Origin of the sequence: Blautia sp. TM10-2 (assembly GCF_003480845.1) — a bacterium.
GTDB lineage: Bacteria > Bacillota > Clostridia > Lachnospirales > Lachnospiraceae > Fusicatenibacter > Fusicatenibacter saccharivorans.
Window position 1 is genome coordinate 57,533 of record NZ_QUJZ01000004.1, and the last position, 17,507, is coordinate 75,039.

Sequence of the window (17,507 nt, forward strand, 5' to 3'; positions counted from 1 at the left end):
AAGATATGAACATACAAGAAGCAAAAGAGACAATTGAAACAGCCCTGCGCGCATACTTTGCAAGAGATGAAATTGGTTTTCCACTGGTTCCGCTCCGGCAGCAGCGTCCCATTCTCCTGATCGGCCCGCCGGGCATCGGAAAAACGGCAATTATGGAGCAGATCGCAGAAGAGTGCGGTGTGGGGCTTGTCGCCTACACGATGACACACCATACGCGTCAGAGTGCCATGGGCCTTCCGGAGATCTGCAAACGTGAAATCGAAGGGAAAACGGTACATACAACGGAATACACGATGAGCGAGATCATCGCCTCGATCTATGACTGCATGGAGCAGACCGGAAAGAAGCGGGGTATCCTCTTTCTCGATGAAATTAACTGCGTCTCCGAGACCCTCGCTCCGGTAATGCTGCAGCTTTTGCAGGACAAAAAATTCGGCAATCAGCACATCCCGGATGACTGGCTGATTGTGGCCGCCGGAAATCCGCCGGAATATAATAAATCTGTGCGGGAATTTGATGTGGCAACGCTTGACCGTGTGCGGAAGATCGAGGTGCTTCCCGAGCTTTCCGTGTGGCTTTCCTATGCAGAGAAAAATCAGATCCACAGCGCCGTGACAACGTACCTTATGGCACACAGTGACCATTTTTATTCTGTTTCGCAGGAAGCGGATGAGAAGCGTTTTGTGACAGCACGCGGCTGGGAGGATTTGTCGGCAGTGCTGAAAAGTTATGAAATCCTGCATTTTCCGGTCGACGAAGCACTGATCGGACAATATTTGCAGGAAGAAAAGACGACGGAGGAATTCAGCTCGTACTACAGGATTTACGAAAAATATGGACAGGATTACGGTGTAGAGGAGATTCTGACCGGTGCATTTTCCGGAAAAATCATGGCAGAAAAACAGAAGATGGCGGCAAATGGTTCCGCAGAAGAGCGATCTGTACTGCTGTCTTTGTTTCATGCGGCACTTCAGAAAGAGGCATCCGGCTGCCAGAAGCAGGAGCACACGGCAAAGGAGCTCTCCGAGTGCTTTCGCCAGTTTACCGGGCTTTGCAGGCAGAAAAAAGATGAGACATACGCATCCTGGCTACAACAGAAAGAGCAGGGATTTGCAGTGTGCAAACAGCAGGGACTGCTGAAAAAGGGCGAGGAAGAAACGAATGCGCGGGTCTTGAAAAAGTTAAAAAAACTCGAGGAGACCGCTAAAAAATGTCGCAAAACCGATTCAGATCAGATGAAAGAGCTTTTTGAAACGGTATGTGAACTGGAACAGGAAAAAGTGGAGAAGGAAGTAAAGGATGTGAAACTGCAGATCCGCCGTGCCGCTGAATTTTTACAGAACAGCTTTCCGGGCGGGGCAGAAGTGGTGCTGTTTGAAGCAAATCTGGCGCGAAGTCCAGCGTTACGGAGCTTTTTGATTGAGAAAAGCATGGATGCCGAATGATAAGCGGCCACTTTGGAAAGGAGAAAAAGATGAATTATAAAATGATCCTGCAGTACGATGGCACGCGCTATAACGGCTGGCAGAAGCAGGGAAATACGGACAACACGATTCAGGGCAAGCTCGAAACGCTGTTGTCCAGGATCGCAGGAGAGCCGGTGGAGATCCACGGCGCGGGCAGAACCGATGCCGGCGTCCATGCGGCGGGACAGGTCGCAAATGCAAAGTTCCATACGGATCTATCCGATGAAGAACTTCTGCAGACAATCAACCATTATCTGCCGGAAGACATCGAAGTTACCAGCCTCGCGCGGATGCCGGAGCGCTTCCACAGCCGTCTGAATGCGGTGGACAAAACATACGAATACCGTATCGTGATCGATGGCAGAAAGCATGTTTTCGAGCGGAAATACGTGTATTTTCCGGAAGCACCGCTCGATGTGGAAAAAATGAAAGAAGCATCGAAAGCGTTTATCGGAACGTATGATTTCAGAAGCTTATGTGCCAACAAACGTATGAAAAAATCGACAGTACGGACGATTACCGGAATTGATTTCTGCGAGAAAGACGGGATTCTTATCATTTCCTATACCGGAACCGGTTTTCTGTACCACATGGTGCGGATCCTGACCGGAACACTTGTGGAGGCCGGGATGGGAAAACGGGATATCGCATCAATGACGGAGCTTCTCAAAGCAAAAAACCGCGAAAGTGCGGGTTTTCTTGCACCGGCATGCGGACTCCTGTTAAAAGAAGTCCGATATGAATAACCGAAATAATCAGGGCAATGCACCAGCCTTTTTTGCATAAAAAACCGAAAAAAGGCTGTGAATTGATAAATGCAGCATAGAAAAGAGAAAGGATGAGGTGAAAAGCATGTTTCAGAAGAAAAGAAATACTTTTCATGGCGGCGTTCACCCGTACGAGGGAAAAGAGCTCTCCAAGGACAAACCGATTGTCAAAGCGCAGCCGGGCAACTTATTGTATTACGCAGTGTCACAGCACATCGGAGCGCCTGCTGTGCCGATCGTACAAAAAGGCGACTATGTAAAAGCGGGACAGAAAATCGCAGAAGCGGGAGGATTTGTTTCGGCTCCTGTTTACGCATCGGTTTCCGGCACGGTAAAAGGAATTGAGAAAAAAGTTTCCGCAGCCGGTTCCCCGGTAGACTGTATCGTTGTGGAGAACGACGGGCTGTATGAAAAAGAAGCATTTGAGGAGTGCCCTCATTGGGAAAAACTCGACGCAGATACGATCCGGAACAAGATCAAAGAGGCCGGAATCGTGGGAATGGGAGGTGCAGGCTTCCCGACACACGTCAAAGTATCCCCGAAAGATCCGTCAGCGATTGACCACATTCTCGTCAATGGAGCAGAGTGTGAGCCGTATCTGACGAGCGACTATCGCAGAATGCTCGAAGAGCCGGAAAAGGTGATCGGAGGCTTAAAAATCATGCTGCATATGTTCCCGAAAGCAAAGGGAATCATCTGCATTGAGGACAACAAACCGGACTGTATCACAAAATTCCGTGAGCTGGTACTTCCGGAGGACAACATTGAGGTTCTGGAGCTCAAAACGAAATACCCGCAGGGTGCCGAGCGTATGCTGATCTATGCAGCAACAGGACGAAAGGTAAATTCTTCCATGCTGCCGGCGGACGCGGGCTGTATCGTGGATAACATCGATACCGTGACTGCTATTTACCAGGCAGTCCGCTTCGGCGAACCGCTGATGAGCCGTATCGTTACCGTGACGGGAGATGCTGTACAGAATCCGTGCAACTTTGAAGTGCCGGTCGGCATGCTCTTGTCCGAACTTTTAGAGCAGGCAGGCGGTCTGAAAAACGAGGCGGTTAAGATCATCTGCGGCGGCCCGATGATGGGAAGAGCCATGTTTACAATGGATGTTCCTGTTACTAAGACAACATCTGCACTGACCTGCCTTACGGAGGATGAAGTATCTGCGCTGGCACCATCTGCCTGCATCAACTGCGGACGCTGTGTTTCCGTCTGTCCGGGTCAGATTCTTCCGGCCCGCCTTTCTGTTTTTGCGGAGCACGGTGAGGAAGAGAAGTTCCTGAAATATGGCGGAATGGAGTGCTGTGAATGTGGCTGTTGTTCCTTTATCTGCCCGGCAAGACGTCCGCTGACGCAGGAAATCAGCTCGATGCGTAAAGTGCTTCTGGCAAAGAGAAAGAAGAAATAGGGGGATCTTACATATGAATGGATTATTACACGTATCATCTTCCCCACACGCGCGGTCCAAGGTGACGACAGACAAAATCATGTTTGCCGTCCTGCTTGCCCTTGCCCCGGCAGCCTGCGTGGGAATCTGGAATTTCGGCCTTCGGGCACTGCTTTTGATTGTGATTTCGATGGCAGTCTGTCCCCTGACGGAATATCTGTATGAAAAAGGAATGAAGAAACCGGTGACGATTGCCGACGGCAGTGCACTGGTAACTGGTCTTCTGCTGGCCATGAACATGCCGGTGCAGGCACCTCTTTGGATGCCGGTGATCGGTGGTGTGTTTGCAATTCTCGTTGTAAAACAGCTTTTCGGCGGTCTTGGCCAGAACATCATGAACCCGGCGCTTGCAGGAAGATGTTTCCTTTTGATTTCCTTCCCGGGTCATATGACAAACTTCGCTGCCCCGGCAGCCGCACACCTCGTGGATACTGTATCCGGTGCGACACCGCTCGCCGCAGCAAAAGCAGGAGAGCAGGTGAATCTGCTGTCCATGTTCCTTGGGAATACGGCCGGAACGATCGGTGAGACTTCCGCACTGGCCCTTCTGATTGGCGGCATTTTCCTTGTCTGCATTCATGTGATTGACCTCAATATTCCGCTCATCTACATCGGAACAGAGCTTTTATTTGCCCTGATTTTCGGCGGCCACGGTTTTGATATCAACTTCCTTGGCGCGCATCTTTTTGGCGGTGGTCTGATGCTCGGCGCATGGTTCATGGCAACCGATTACGTTACCCGCCCGATCACAAAGAAGGGACAGTATATCTACGCGGTCATTTTAGGACTTCTGACTGGCGTATTCCGTATCTTTGGAAATTCGGCAGAGGGCGTTTCCTATGCCATCATCTTTACCAACCTTCTGGTTCCGCTCATTGAGCGCGTGACCGTGCCGGTTGGATTCGGAAGAGGAGGCAAGAAAAAAGCATGAACAAAATTATAAAAAACGCACTGATTCTTGCGGCGATTACGCTGATTGCCGGCCTGCTTCTCGGTGCGGCCCACCAGGTAACCTTAGAGCCGATCCAGAAACAGCAGGAAAAAGAAAAACAGGAATCCTGTCAGAACGTATTCCCGGAGGCAGCTTCCTTTGAAGAAGTAACAATGAGCGATGCACAACAGGCAGAGCTTACGGCAGCACTGATCGGCCACGGTTTTGAAGCACAGACGATTGACGAACTGCTGCTTGCAAAAGACGCATCCGGCGCGACGATCGGCCTGGTTGAGATCATCTCCACAACCGAAGGCTATGGCGGCGGCATGCAGTTCTCGATGGGAATTGCATCGGACGGAACGACAAAAGGAATCTCTTTCCTGTCACTTTCCGAGACGGCCGGCCTTGGTATGCGTGCCGACACAGACGATTTCAAGAATCAGTTCAAGGATAAAAACGTAGAAGCATTCTCCTACACAAAATCCGGCGCATCCGCGGATGATGAAATCGATGCGCTGAGCGGAGCAACTCTGACAACGAACGCTGTAACAAACGGTGTCAATGCAGGAATCTGCTGTTTTAACTACTGCAACGAATCCGGTCTGCTTTCCGGAGAGGGAGGGAACTCATGAGAAAAGATACGCCGCTGGAACGGCTTTATAATGGTATCATAAAAGAAAACCCGACCTTCGTCATGATGCTGGGTATGTGTCCGACGCTTGCGGTTACCACTTCTGCAAAGAACGGTATCGGCATGGGCCTTGCGACGATGGTCATCCTGACCGCCTCCAACCTGATGATTTCCCTGCTTCGGAAAATCATCCCGGACGGCGTGCGTATGCCAGCATACATCGTTGTTGTGGCATCGTTTGTAACCATCGTGGAATTTTTGATGGAAGGTTTTATTCCGGCACTCTATTCCGCCCTTGGCATCTACATCCCGCTGATCGTTGTAAACTGTATCATCCTGGGACGCGCCGAGGCATATGCTGGAAAACATGGTCCGATCCCGTCTTTATTTGATGGTATCGGCATGGGCCTTGGATTTACCGTCGGCCTGACCCTGATCGGTATGTTTCGTGAGCTGATCGGAGCCGGAACCCTGTTCGGTATCCAGGTAATGCCGAGTGCTTACGAGCCGGTCAACATCTTCATCATGGCGCCGGGTGCATTCCTTGTGCTGGCAATGCTCGTTGCGGTGCAGAACCGCATCAAACGCCAGAAGTCAGAGAAAACCGGAAAACCGGCAGTCCCGGCAGAAGAGACCGGCTGTATGGCATGCGCCAATAAGGCATACTGCCAGGCTGTGAAAGGAAAGGAGGAAGCGAAATGAAAGAACTGATTTTAATTGCGATCGGTGCGGCGCTGGTCAATAACGTTGTCTTAAGCCAGTTCCTCGGCATCTGTGCTTTCCTCGGTGTTTCCAAAAAGATGGATACGGCGGCCGGCATGGGCGGAGCGGTTATTTTTGTCCTCACGATTTCTTCATTTGTGACAAGTCTGATTTACAAATTTATCCTGGCACCGGCAGAACTTGATTATCTGAAAACGATCGTTTTCATTCTTGTCATCGCGGCGCTGGTACAGCTCGTTGAGATGTTCCTGAAAAAGACGATTCCGTCTCTGTACCGAGCGCTCGGCGTTTACCTTCCGCTGATTACAACAAACTGCGCGGTACTCGGTGTGGCACTCATCAACGTACAGAAGGATTACACGATTCTGCAGGGTACGGTTTACGGTCTGGCAACCGCAATCGGCTTTACAATTGCCATGGTGCTGATGGCCGGCCTGCGGGAAAAGATGGAGTACAACGATATCCCGGAGTCATTCAAAGGAATGCCGATCGTTCTTCTTACGGCTATGCTGATGTCAATGGCATTTATGGGATTTTCCGGAATGATCTAGGAGGGATGAAGAGATGAATGGTATTTTAGCAGCCACCCTGATGGTGGGTGGAACCGGCCTTTTGATTGGTATTCTCCTTGGAATTGCCGGAAAGAAGTTTTATGTGGAAGTGGACGAGCGCGAGACGAAGGTCCGTGAAGCGCTGCCGGGCAACAACTGCGGCGGCTGCGGTTACCCGGGCTGTGACGGAGCGGCGGCTGCAGTGGTAAAGGGTGAAGCCCCGATTTCGGTCTGTCCAGTCGGCGGAGCGCCGGTTGCGGCAGCGATCGGTGCCATTATGGGACAGGAAGCCGGAGCACAGGAGCGCAGAAAAGCAGTGGTACGGTGCGCCGGTACGTGTGATGTGGCAAAGAACAAGTATGAATACACGGGTGCAAGGGACTGCTCCTACGCTGGTTTTGTACCGGGCGGCGGTCCGAAGAGCTGCGGAAACGGATGTCTTGGTTTTGGAAACTGCGTGAAGGCATGTAAGTTTGATGCGATCCATATTGAAAACGGCATTGCCGTTGTGGACGGCGAAGCGTGCAAGGCATGCGGTGCCTGCGTGAAGGCCTGTCCGAGAAATCTGATCGACCTGATTCCGTATGAGCAGAAGATCACGGTGAAATGCCGCTCAACCGAGAAGGGCAAGGCGGTGATGGCAGCGTGTGAGATCGGCTGTATCGGATGTAAGAAGTGCGAGAAGAACTGCCCGTCGGATGCAATTCACGTTGTGGACCAGCGCGCGGAGATCGACCCGGCAAAATGTACGGGCTGCGGCCTCTGCGCGGAGAACTGCCCGCGGAAGTGTATTATGGTAGAAAAATAAAAATGAGAAATTCCATGCTGTGGGAGGGAACTTCTGCGGCGTGGAATTTTTGCTTTTCGGTGATATCGTGTTAGCCAATGCCGGGGGTGGCTGGCTTGACTTGAATTTGGGAAAATGATAAACTGAAAGTCAGAAAACGAGGGGCAAAAAGCTAAAAAAATATAAAATGGCAGAAAGGACGGGGCAAAAGTATGACAATGACAATGGATGAACTGATGAAAGTGCTCGATATGCAGGAGGATATTCTGCAGTTTACGCATTTTACAAATGCAGACGCATGGGAACTGGGAACGATGATCCTGATGGAGGCAAGACGGCGCGGAGCACAGGTTGGCATCATGATCCGCAGAAGCAACGGGGAAGTTGTATTCCAGTATTGTGATAACGGCATTACGCCGCACAATGTGGAGCTGATGAGACGGAAGAGCAATTCGGTGCTTCTGACGGAGCGGAGTTCGCTGCAGCTCTACATGGCAGCGACGAATGCGCCGGAGAGCGTAAAACAGATGGTACTGGACCCGAAGGAATACGCAATGCTGGGCGGAGGTTTTCCGATCTGCGTGGAAGAAGTCGGCGTTGTGGCGACCGTAGCAGTGTCCGGCATGGGACAGGTTTCGGATCATGATGTGATTGTGAAATGCATCAGCAAATATTTGCATATCGATGAAGTACCAAGAATCAGAACTGTATGAAAATGATGATTGAAACTAAATTTTGTGTATGATATAATATCACCGGCAAAAAGACATGATAGTTCCATCAGGGACAACAAAACCCCCGTGAGCGGCAACTCACGGGGGTTGGTTTATGTCAGCAGGTTTTGCATATCTTCCGGCAGTGGAGCGTGGAAGTTTAAGGGTTCTCCGGTGATCGGATGGACAAAGGAGAGCGATGCAGAGTGAAGTGCCTGGCGGGGGAAAGTGCCGGGAGTTTTGTTGTAGAGGGTATCGCCGAGCAGCGGATGGCCGATGTAAGCCATGTGGACGCGGATCTGGTGGGTGCGGCCGGTTTCGAGGTTGAGTTCGAGGTGGGAGAAAACGGAGCAGTGCGCGAGGGTGCGGTAATGGGTTACGGAGCGCTCGCCGGAGGCAAAGTCGACGGTGCGCTGGATGAGGGAGCCGTCGAGGCGGGCGATCGGGGCGTCGATGGTGCCGGATGCAGCGGTTTCGCCGAGGGCGAAGGCCTGATACGTGCGGTGGATTTCGCGGGAGCGCATGGCCTGGGAGAGGACGGCGGCGCTTAAGGCGTGCTTGGCGAGTACGATAAGGCCGGTGGTATCGCGGTCGAGGCGGTTGATGCAGCGGTAGACGAAGGGTTCACCTTTCTGTTCAAAATACCATGCAATGCCGTTTGCCAGCGTATTTTCATAATTTCCAATCGACGGATGAATCGGCGTATCAGCGGGTTTATCCACAACGAGGATGTCGTCATCCTCATACACAACCGAAAACGGAACCGGCCGCGGCAGAATTCCGTCGGAGGGTTCTGTTTCGACAAGGTGCGTTTCGATCACATCCCCGGCGTGCACGGCCTGGCTCGTCCAGGCGCGGACGCCGTTTCGGAAAATGCCGTCCTCTGTGCGTTTTAAGCCCGTAATAATATGGCGCGAATATCCATGCCGGCGGAGAAACCATTCCACAGTCAGATTTTCCCGTTCCTCCTCCGGCGAAACCACATATGTAAACCTGTGTCCCATACACAAAACCTCCGTTTCTATAGCTTTTTTATCGAATGAACCCTGTCATTTCGGGGCAAAATTTCAAAAAGAGACTTTCCCAGTCTTTCGCAAGTATAGCCGAAAACAGATGGAAAAGCAAGAAACTTACCTTTCTATAGCGAAAATATAAAAAAGTATAAAAGTTTCATGAAATGTCAGAATTTGATTGATTTTAGCGAAAGAAAAGTTTATGCTACTAAAAAAGAAAGAAAATCAAGAAACAGGAGGGGATACAGATGAAACAGGTGCAAAAACCGAAAAAACCCATAATTTTTTATTATGTGATTGCGCTGATCGTCATTCTGCTGTTAAATCTTCTGCTTTTCCCGAGACTTCTCGAGCCAAAAGTAACAGAAGTTGATTACGGAAAATTTTTGCAGATGGTAGATAACAACGAAATCAGCGAAGTCCAGATCCAGTCAAATGAGATTATTTTCAGCGACAAATCAAGCCCGGCGAATTATTATAAGACGGGTGTGATGAATGATTACAAGCTGGTAGATCGTTTATATGAGGCAGGTATTACCGAATTCGGAACGCCGATCATAGAGCAGATGTCGCCACTCATGGAATTTCTTTTAACATGGGTAATACCGATCGTTGTGATGGTTGCGCTCGGACAGTGGCTGATGAAACGCATGACGAGCAAGATGATGGGCGGCATGGGAAATGCGATGAGCTTTGGAAAGAGCAACGCCAAGGTTTATGTACAGTCCGAAACCGGCATTAAATTTGCAGATGTTGCCGGAGAGGATGAGGCAAAAGAAATTTTACAGGAGATTGTTGACTTCCTGCATAATCCCAAAAAATATGAAGAAATTGGTGCAAAAATGCCGAAAGGAGCACTGCTTGTCGGCCCTCCAGGAACCGGTAAAACGCTGCTTGCAAAGGCAGTAGCCGGAGAGGCAAATGTTCCGTTCTTCTCCATTTCCGGTTCTGAGTTTGTCGAGATGTTCGTCGGCATGGGAGCTGCGAAGGTGCGTGACCTGTTCCAGCAGGCAAATGAGAAAGCACCGTGTATCGTCTTTATCGATGAGATCGATACCGTCGGCAAAAAACGTGACGGCGGCGGATTCTCCGGAAACGACGAGCGTGAGCAGACCCTGAACCAGCTGCTTGCCGAGATGGATGGATTCGATGGAAAGAAAGGCGTTGTCATTCTGGCAGCGACGAACCGTCCGGATTCCCTGGACCCGGCACTTCTTCGTCCGGGCCGTTTCGACCGCCGTGTGCCGGTTGAACTGCCTGACTTAAAAGGCCGTGAGGAAATCCTGAAAGTCCATGCGAAAAACATCCGCGTGGGCGACAATGTCGATTACAATGCGATCGCACGTATGGCATCCGGTGCTTCTGGTGCAGAACTTGCCAATATGATCAACGAGGCAGCACTCCGTGCCGTCCGTGATGGAAGAAAATTCGTCACCCAGGCGGATCTGGAGGAGAGCGTTGAGGTTGTCATCGCCGGATACCAGAAGAAGAATAAGATCATGACCGACAAAGAGAAACTGATCGTTTCCTACCACGAGGTCGGCCATGCACTCGTCGCAGCACTGCAGAGCCATTCCGCTCCGGTTACGAAGATCACCATTATCCCGCGTACGTCCGGCGCCCTCGGCTATACGATGCAGGTGGATGAAGATGAGCATAATCTGATGAGCCGTGAAGAGCTGGAAAATAAAATTGCAACCCTGACCGGCGGCCGTGTGGCAGAGGATCTGGTGTTCCATTCCATCACGACAGGTGCTTCGAACGATATCGAGCAGGCAACGAAGGTGGCAAGAGCCATGATCACCCGCTTCGGTATGAACGAGGAATTTGGTATGGTTGCATTTGAGACGGTAACGAACCAGTACCTCGGCGGTGACACTTCCCTGGCATGCTCCGAATCGACAGCAGCACAGATTGATGAGAAGGTTGTTGCAGCAGTCAGAAAACAGTACGACAAAGCAGAGCAGCTCTTAAAAGATAACATGCCGAAACTCCACGAGCTGGCAAAATATCTGTATGAGAAAGAGACGATCACAGGTGATGAGTTTATGGAAATCCTGAATTTATCCCCGGATCAGCTCACGACAACGAGAATGGAAACAAACTAAAAAGCGATAAAAGCAGATGAGAATCCCGCGTTTCAAGGCGACTTCAGCCTTGCGCGGGATTCTTTCTTGTGCTATAATGCTGTAATGCGAAATTATGACACAAAAAGACAGATTTTTTTAAGATAGACCAAGAGAACATAAGGAGAAACGCAATGAAGAAAAAACAGGCATGGAAAGTGATGGGTGCTGTCCTTGCGGGCACACTGGTATTTTCCGATGCAGTTCCGCTCCGTGCCAGCGCATCGGCAGGAACGGAAAAAAGCGCAGTACAGAACGAAACTGTCTCCGGAACGGAGAACGGTACAGAGACAAAACGGGCAGCCGTTTATGTGAATCTGAAAACCGGCGATGATACGGCAGACGGTACAACGGCAGAGACAGCAGTAAAAACCGTGGAAAAAGCACAGGAGCTTCTTGCAGTTGCAGCGGCAGAACTGCAGGCGGACGGGAAAACAACCGAAAAAAACACTGCTGCAGATACCAGCAAAACGGCAGCGGAGGAAGCAGCAGAAAAATATCTGGTATTCGTCGGAATGGATGAAAAAGAGCTGGAAACGTATCGAAAGAAACAGCAGAAAACAGACTTCAGGGGAAGAGTAACAGATACCGTTTTTGCGGCAGATGAAATCGTGGTGACAGAAGCCGGATATGAGGCTGTTCTGGCAGCAGAAAAAGCAAAAGAAACGGTTTCGGAAACACCAACGCTTGCGCCAGGCGAGTCTCCGGCACCGGATGCGGCAGAAGATACCGTAACACCAACTCCGGGTCCGACGGAAACGCCGGATGCAGAGCCAACCGCAGAACCAACGGTGACCCCGGACGCAGAACCGACGGAAACGCCGGACGCAGAGCCGACCGTAACGCCGGCGGAGGAACCAACGGCAACTCCGACACCGGATGCGGACAACGGAGAAGATACAGGGGATACACCAACGGCAGCGCCGACACCGGATGCGGAACCGACCGTAACGCCGGAAGTAACTCCGACGACAGCACCGGGCGAGAATACTGATGACAGTGAAAATCCGGAGAATCCGGAAACTCCGGCAGAAGATCCAACCGTGACACCTGCCCCGGATGATACAGCAAAAGACGATCCTGCAGCAGATGATACAAACCAGGACGATACAAACCAGGATAACCAGAACGGAACGGGAAATGATGCATCATCGGACCAGTGGAAACAGGATGAAAATCTGGATGACCTTGTAAAAGATGAAATTCAGAAAGAAAACGAAACCGTAAAAAATTTCGATGAAATTTCCAATCCATCCGGTACGGACAGCACAGAAGACGGCTATCTGATCTCCAATGTCTCTCTTTTGATCCAGCCGGTGGCAGTAAGTCTGTCCAGAAGCCTTGTATCAGAGGAGCAGACGGAAACAGCAGAAGCTGAGACGGCGGACGAAGGCGAGCATGAACTGCTTGCAGCTGCAGAGCAGAAATCCAACCTGAGTGCAGGTGAAATGACAGCAAGTGCAGCCGATGACGTAAGTACGCTGCGTGCCGCAGGAACGATCCTTGTAGGACCGGACAACTACGGAACGAATAAGACATCCACTCCGACTCCGACAGCCACACCGTCGAAGAGCAGCAGTAACAACAGCTCTTCCAATTCCAATACCGGAAGCACAAAGATTCCGCAGAAGAAGACACAGACCACTGTAAGCATCCGCAGCATCCCGGTCAACACCGGCGATGAGACGATGGTGCTTCCGCTGGCGATCAGCTCCGCACTTTCTGCAGCCGTTATGTTCTGCATGGCATTCCTTCAGATGCAGGCGAAACGCGCAAAGAGCATGGCCGCATGGCTGGAATTCAAAAAGAATCATCCGTTTGACGAAAAATAAAGAAACAGGCATATCCGGAAAAGCCATTCCATACATTTACAGTATGGGAGGGCTTTTTCTTATGGAAGAAAAGAAAACATGGGCGGTGGGTGCGGGCAGCGGGATTGGCTGGCTGAAGGCTCTTCTCGTTTCCTATCTGATCTCGGTGCTTCTTCTTTTGCTGCTGTCTTTCCTGCTCTGGAAATTTTCCTGGAAGGAAAGCTGGGTGCAGGCGGGCATTGTGGTGATCTATCTGGCATCAAGCTTTTCCGGCGGAAGAATGGCAGGAAACATGGCGGGAAAACGGCGGTTTCTCTGGGGCATCTGCTTTGGAATCGTGTATTTTGCCATTCTGATCATCGTCTCCGCAGTCTTCCTGCCGGGCGGATTTGCCGGAGCCGGAAGACTTCTGTGGGCAGCAGCAGTCTGTGCCGTCGGCGGAATGGCAGGCGGAATGACGGCACACGGCAGATAAAAGCGGACAAAACAGAACATTTTTTCAAAAAACAGACTTTTAAATTTGAAAAACCTATGCTATAATGGGAAGAGCTAATGGCCGAAGACTATAAAAAAGTCGCGCGTCAACTACAATGAAGGAGGAATGTGCCATGAAACACATCAAAACTTTAAATACAAAAAGCTTACAGAACACTGTAAAAAAAGGTGGATGCGGTGAGTGCCAGACATCCTGCCAGTCCGCATGTAAGACTTCTTGCACCGTAGGCAACCAGAGCTGCGAGCATAAGTAAAAGTAATCCATAAGGACGAGTAAAAGGTGTTCCCAGAACCGGTTTCGCCGGATTTGGGAACATTCTTTTTGCCAGGCACATCAAAAAAAGAGAGAGTTATAGAAAGGAATACCACAGTGATACATTTATATAAAAGCAATGGCTTCAACATGGTGCTGGACGTCAACAGCGGCTCCGTCCATGTTGTGGATGACTGCGTATACGATGTCCTTTCCTGCATGAACGAAGGAAAAAATGCAGAAGAGGCAGCAGAGGCGCTTAGCAGTAAATATGCCGAGCAGGACATCACCGAAGCCAGAGAAGAAATTCAGGAACTTACAGACAACGGCATGCTCTTTACAAAAGACATTTACGAAAACGCAATTGATCAGTTTTCCAACCGTCCGACCGTCGTAAAAGCACTCTGCCTCCACATTGCACACGACTGCAACCTTGCCTGTCGTTACTGCTTCGCAGAAGAGGGCGAGTATCACGGAAGACGTGCACTGATGTCCCTGGAAGTCGGCAAAAAAGCGCTTGATTTCCTGATCGCAAACTCCGGCAGCAGAAGAAACCTCGAGGTAGATTTCTTCGGCGGTGAACCGCTGATGAACTGGGATGTTGTAAAACAGCTCGTAGCCTACGGAAGGGAACAGGAGAAGTTACATAACAAGAACTTCCGTTTCACCCTGACCACCAACGGTGTTCTCTTAAACGACGAGGTCATGGAGTTCTGCAATAAAGAGATGGGCAACGTCGTATTAAGTATCGACGGAAGAAAAGAAGTTCACGATCACATGCGTCCGTTCCGCAAAGGTGCCGGAAGCTACGATCTGATCGTGCCGAAATTCCAGAAATTCGCTGAGCTTCGTCATCAGGATAAATACTATGTGCGCGGAACCTTCACGCATTACAACACAGACTTTGCAGCTGATGTTCTCCATCTGGCAGACCTCGGCTTCAAGCAGATCTCGGTTGAGCCTGTTGTAGCGCCTCCGACCGAGGACTATGCGATCCGTGAGGAAGACCTTCCGGTGATCTTCGAACAGTACGACATTCTGGCAAGAGAGATGATCAAGAGAGAAAAAGAAGGAAGAGGCTTCAATTTCTTCCACTTTATGATCGATCTGACCGGCGGACCATGTGTTTATAAACGTCTTTCCGGCTGCGGTTCCGGAACCGAGTACCTTGCGGTAACACCGTGGGGCGATTTCTATCCGTGCCACCAGTTCGTAGGACAGGAAGATTTCTGCCTCGGAAATGTTTACGAAGGCGTGAAAAAGACAGAAACGGTCAACGAATTCAAAAAATGCAACGTTTATTCCAAAAAGGAGTGCAGCCAGTGCTTTGCACGGTTCTACTGCAGCGGCGGATGCGCGGCAAACTCCTACAACTTCACAGGTAAGATCAACGATGTTTACGAGATCGGCTGTAAGATGCAGCAGAAGCGGATCGAGTGCGCATTGATGATAAAGGCAGCTCTGGCCGAAGATTAAAGAAAAGAGGAAAATCGCGACATGATGAAAAAGAAACAGAGTATCATCGCGCTCGTCCTGGCAGCCATTGTAACAGTGCTTCTTGGATGGACGATGATCAAAGGATGGGGTCCTACCGGAACCGGTTCGATGAAAAACATCAACCTGGGTCTGGATCTGTCCGGCGGTGTCAGCATTACCTACCAGGCCGTAAAGGACAACCCGACAGACGAAGAAATGTCAGATACCCGCTACAAGCTGGAACAGCGTGCGCAGCAGTACAGCGAAGAGGCACAGGTATATCTGCAGGGCGACAACCGTATCACCATTGAAATCCCGGGTGCAACCGATGCAACCACCATTCTGGAAGAGATGGGTAAACCGGGAAGCCTGTATTTTATCAAACAGACGAATGATGATGGTACTGAAAACTATGTCAGAGACAGCTCTACAGGAGAATATGTCCTGAACGGAAAAACCATCGAAGAACTCGAAGCAGACGGTTCTGTTGTTCTGACCGGTAAAGATGTAGCATCTGCAGAGGCACTGCATCAGCAGAACTCTACGACAAAAGCAACCGAGAGCGTCGTTCAGCTGAAAATGACAGACGAAGGAAAAGAAAAGTTTGCCACAGCGACACAGGAAGCTTACAGTGCAGGAAAAAGCATTGGTATCTATTATGATGAAAGATTCGTCAGCGTACCGGGCGTTAATGCTGTTATCTCTGATGGTACGGCAGTGATCTCCGGCGGAAACATGGACTGGGATGAGGCAGTCAGCCTGGCATCCACCCTCCGTATCGGTTCCCTTTCCCTGAAACTTGAGGAGATCAACTCCAGCGTCGTTGGAGCACAGCTTGGATCTGCAGCTGTTTCCACCAGCGTGAAAGCGGGAGCGATCGGCATTATCCTGATCATCATCTTCCTTGCAGTTGTATACCGCCTGCCTGGTATTGCAGCCGGATGGGCACTGCTCATTTACGTTGAGCTGAACCTGATTTCTTTAAATGCATTTGACCTGACCCTGACTCTGCCTGGTATCGCCGGTGTTATCCTGTCGATCGGTATGGCAGTCGATGCGAACGTTATCATCTACGCCCGTATCGAGGAGGAGATCGGTGCCGGAAAGACGGTTCATGCAGCAATCCGCGACGGATTCAAGAAGGCAGCTTCTGCCATCCTGGACGGAAACGTGACGACCCTGATTGCAGCAGCTGTTCTGTATGCGCTTGCGAGCGGAAGTGTCCGCGGATTCGCCATGACACTTGCTCTTGGTATTGTTCTTTCCATGTTCAGCGCCATGGTTGTTTCCAGACTGCTGGTCAACAGCCTGTACGGTATGGGACTGAAGGATGCGAAATACTACGGAACCAAGAAAGAGCGCAAGGGATTTCCATTTGTGGAAAAGAGAAAGATCTTCTTCACGATCTCCTGCATTCTGCTGCTTGCCGTTCCGGCCAGCATGATTTTCATGCATCAGACAAAGGGAAGCGCACTGAACTTCGGCCTTGACTTCAAGGGCGGTACTTCCATCAACGTTCCGTTCAACGAGGATTACTCCATCGAAGAGCTGGACAAAGAGGTAGAGCCGGTTGTGGAAGGCGTGACAAAAGATTCCAATATTCAGATGACAAAGGTTGTCGGAGGCAACAATGTCATCATCAAAACACGTTCTCTGACTCTGGAAGAGCGTGAGCAGGTTTACCAGGCAATGGCAGACAATTTCGGTGTCGATACTTCTGAAATCACTTTCGACAACATTTCTTCTACTGTAAGTAAAGAAATGAGCCAGAATGCGATGAAAGCAGTTATCATCGCTGTAGTCTGCATGCTGTTGTACATCTGGATCCGTTTCCGCGACATCCGTTTCGCATCGAGTGCCATCCTTGCACTGATGCACGATATCGCCATTGTATTCGGATTCTATGTGGTATCCCGTATTTCGGTCGGCAGCACCTTTATCGCGTGTATGCTGACGATCCTCGGCTATTCCATCAACAGTACGATCGTCATCTTTGACCGTATCCGTGAGAATCTGCCGGAGTTAAAGAGAGAGCCGATCGAGTCCCTGGTTGACCGCTGCATCACGGACACCCTGACCCGAAGCATTTACAGTTCCCTCACCACCTTTATCACCATCTTTGTTCTGTTCGTGATGGGAGTTTCTTCCATCCGCGACTTTGCAGCACCTTTGATGGTTGGTATCGTATGCGGAGCTTACACTTCTGTCTGCATCACAGGTGCCCTGTGGTATGTGATGAAGCACGTTGGAAAAAACAAATATGTGCCGTCCAAAGCAGTACAGAATAAGACAAAAAATAAATAAAAGC

16 protein-coding genes are annotated in these 17,507 nt (G+C 50.3%); 15 read left to right on the forward strand and 1 reads right to left on the reverse strand.

All coding sequences use genetic code 11. From position 1 onward, the window contains the following. The first annotated feature begins 5 nt into the window (after nt 1-5). The 9 genes from DXD92_RS04930 (at nt 6) to DXD92_RS04970 (ending at nt 8,025) form a co-directional block, all read left to right on the forward strand. Nucleotides 6-1,445 carry an ATP-binding protein gene (locus tag DXD92_RS04930; RefSeq protein ID WP_118640215.1) on the forward strand — a complete coding sequence of 480 codons (1,440 nt, stop codon included), beginning with the start codon at nt 6-8 and terminating at the stop codon, nt 1,443-1,445. 29 nt (nt 1,446-1,474) lie between these two features. Then, nucleotides 1,475-2,212, forward strand: coding sequence for a tRNA pseudouridine(38-40) synthase TruA (gene truA / locus DXD92_RS04935; RefSeq protein WP_118640262.1), 738 nt, complete (start codon nt 1,475-1,477; stop codon nt 2,210-2,212). Between the two features lie 106 nt (nt 2,213-2,318). Then, complete coding sequence (gene rsxC, locus DXD92_RS04940; protein WP_118640216.1) at nt 2,319-3,647, forward strand: electron transport complex subunit RsxC; 1,329 nt, start codon at nt 2,319-2,321, stop codon at nt 3,645-3,647. 13 nt (nt 3,648-3,660) lie between these two features. After that, entirely contained in the window at nt 3,661-4,617 is a 957-nt protein-coding gene (locus DXD92_RS04945) for an RnfABCDGE type electron transport complex subunit D (RefSeq protein ID WP_117804362.1), read from the forward strand. Further along, the gene (locus tag DXD92_RS04950) at nt 4,614-5,252 is read left to right on the forward strand and encodes an FMN-binding protein (protein WP_118640217.1); all 639 of its coding nucleotides are present in this window, start codon (nt 4,614-4,616) and stop codon (nt 5,250-5,252) included. Before DXD92_RS04945 ends, DXD92_RS04950 begins: the two co-directional genes overlap by 4 nt. Then, nucleotides 5,249-5,953: an electron transport complex subunit RsxE gene (gene rsxE / locus DXD92_RS04955; RefSeq protein WP_022461369.1), complete on the forward strand. Its 705-nt coding sequence runs from the start codon at nt 5,249-5,251 to the stop codon at nt 5,951-5,953. Before DXD92_RS04950 ends, rsxE begins: the two co-directional genes overlap by 4 nt. Beyond that, nucleotides 5,950-6,525 carry an electron transport complex subunit RsxA gene (rsxA, locus tag DXD92_RS04960; RefSeq protein WP_022461368.1) on the forward strand — a complete coding sequence of 192 codons (576 nt, stop codon included), beginning with the start codon at nt 5,950-5,952 and terminating at the stop codon, nt 6,523-6,525. The genes rsxE and rsxA overlap by 4 nt, the downstream gene beginning before the upstream one ends. 13 nt (nt 6,526-6,538) lie before the next feature. After that, complete coding sequence (locus tag DXD92_RS04965) at nt 6,539-7,333, forward strand: RnfABCDGE type electron transport complex subunit B (protein WP_118640218.1); 795 nt, start codon at nt 6,539-6,541, stop codon at nt 7,331-7,333. Between the two features lie 191 nt (nt 7,334-7,524). Then, nucleotides 7,525-8,025, forward strand: a complete 501-nt coding sequence (locus tag DXD92_RS04970) for a heme-degrading domain-containing protein (RefSeq protein WP_022461366.1) — start codon at nt 7,525-7,527, stop codon at nt 8,023-8,025. Between the two features lie 113 nt (nt 8,026-8,138). Here the strand turns inward: DXD92_RS04970 and DXD92_RS04975 are convergent, their stop codons facing one another. Then, nucleotides 8,139-9,029, reverse strand: a complete 891-nt coding sequence (locus DXD92_RS04975) for an RluA family pseudouridine synthase (protein ID WP_117760801.1) — start codon at nt 9,027-9,029, stop codon at nt 8,139-8,141. Between the two features lie 257 nt (nt 9,030-9,286). Between DXD92_RS04975 and ftsH the strand changes: the two genes are divergently transcribed. The 6 genes from ftsH (at nt 9,287) to secD (ending at nt 17,503) form a co-directional block, all read left to right on the forward strand. Continuing rightward, nucleotides 9,287-11,146: an ATP-dependent zinc metalloprotease FtsH gene (ftsH, locus tag DXD92_RS04980; protein WP_117509257.1), complete on the forward strand. Its 1,860-nt coding sequence runs from the start codon at nt 9,287-9,289 to the stop codon at nt 11,144-11,146. A gap of 152 nt (nt 11,147-11,298) precedes the next feature. Next, on the forward strand, nt 11,299-12,996 hold the full coding sequence (locus tag DXD92_RS18495; protein WP_158565830.1) for a hypothetical protein: 1,698 nt from the start codon (nt 11,299-11,301) through the stop codon (nt 12,994-12,996). Between the two features lie 61 nt (nt 12,997-13,057). Beyond that, nucleotides 13,058-13,450 (forward strand): TIGR04086 family membrane protein, encoded by a 393-nt coding sequence (locus DXD92_RS18500; RefSeq protein ID WP_022461130.1) that lies wholly within the window; start codon nt 13,058-13,060, stop codon nt 13,448-13,450. A 133-nt stretch (nt 13,451-13,583) separates the two neighbouring features. Continuing rightward, nucleotides 13,584-13,724: a six-cysteine ranthipeptide SCIFF gene (gene scfA / locus DXD92_RS04990; RefSeq protein ID WP_022461131.1), complete on the forward strand. Its 141-nt coding sequence runs from the start codon at nt 13,584-13,586 to the stop codon at nt 13,722-13,724. A gap of 116 nt (nt 13,725-13,840) precedes the next feature. Continuing rightward, nucleotides 13,841-15,199 (forward strand): thioether cross-link-forming SCIFF peptide maturase, encoded by a 1,359-nt coding sequence (gene scfB / locus DXD92_RS04995; RefSeq protein WP_117509255.1) that lies wholly within the window; start codon nt 13,841-13,843, stop codon nt 15,197-15,199. Nucleotides 15,200-15,223: 24 nt separating this feature from the next. Further along, nucleotides 15,224-17,503 (forward strand): protein translocase subunit SecD, encoded by a 2,280-nt coding sequence (gene secD / locus DXD92_RS05000; RefSeq protein WP_118640263.1) that lies wholly within the window; start codon nt 15,224-15,226, stop codon nt 17,501-17,503. The last annotated feature ends 4 nt before the right edge of the window (nt 17,504-17,507 follow it).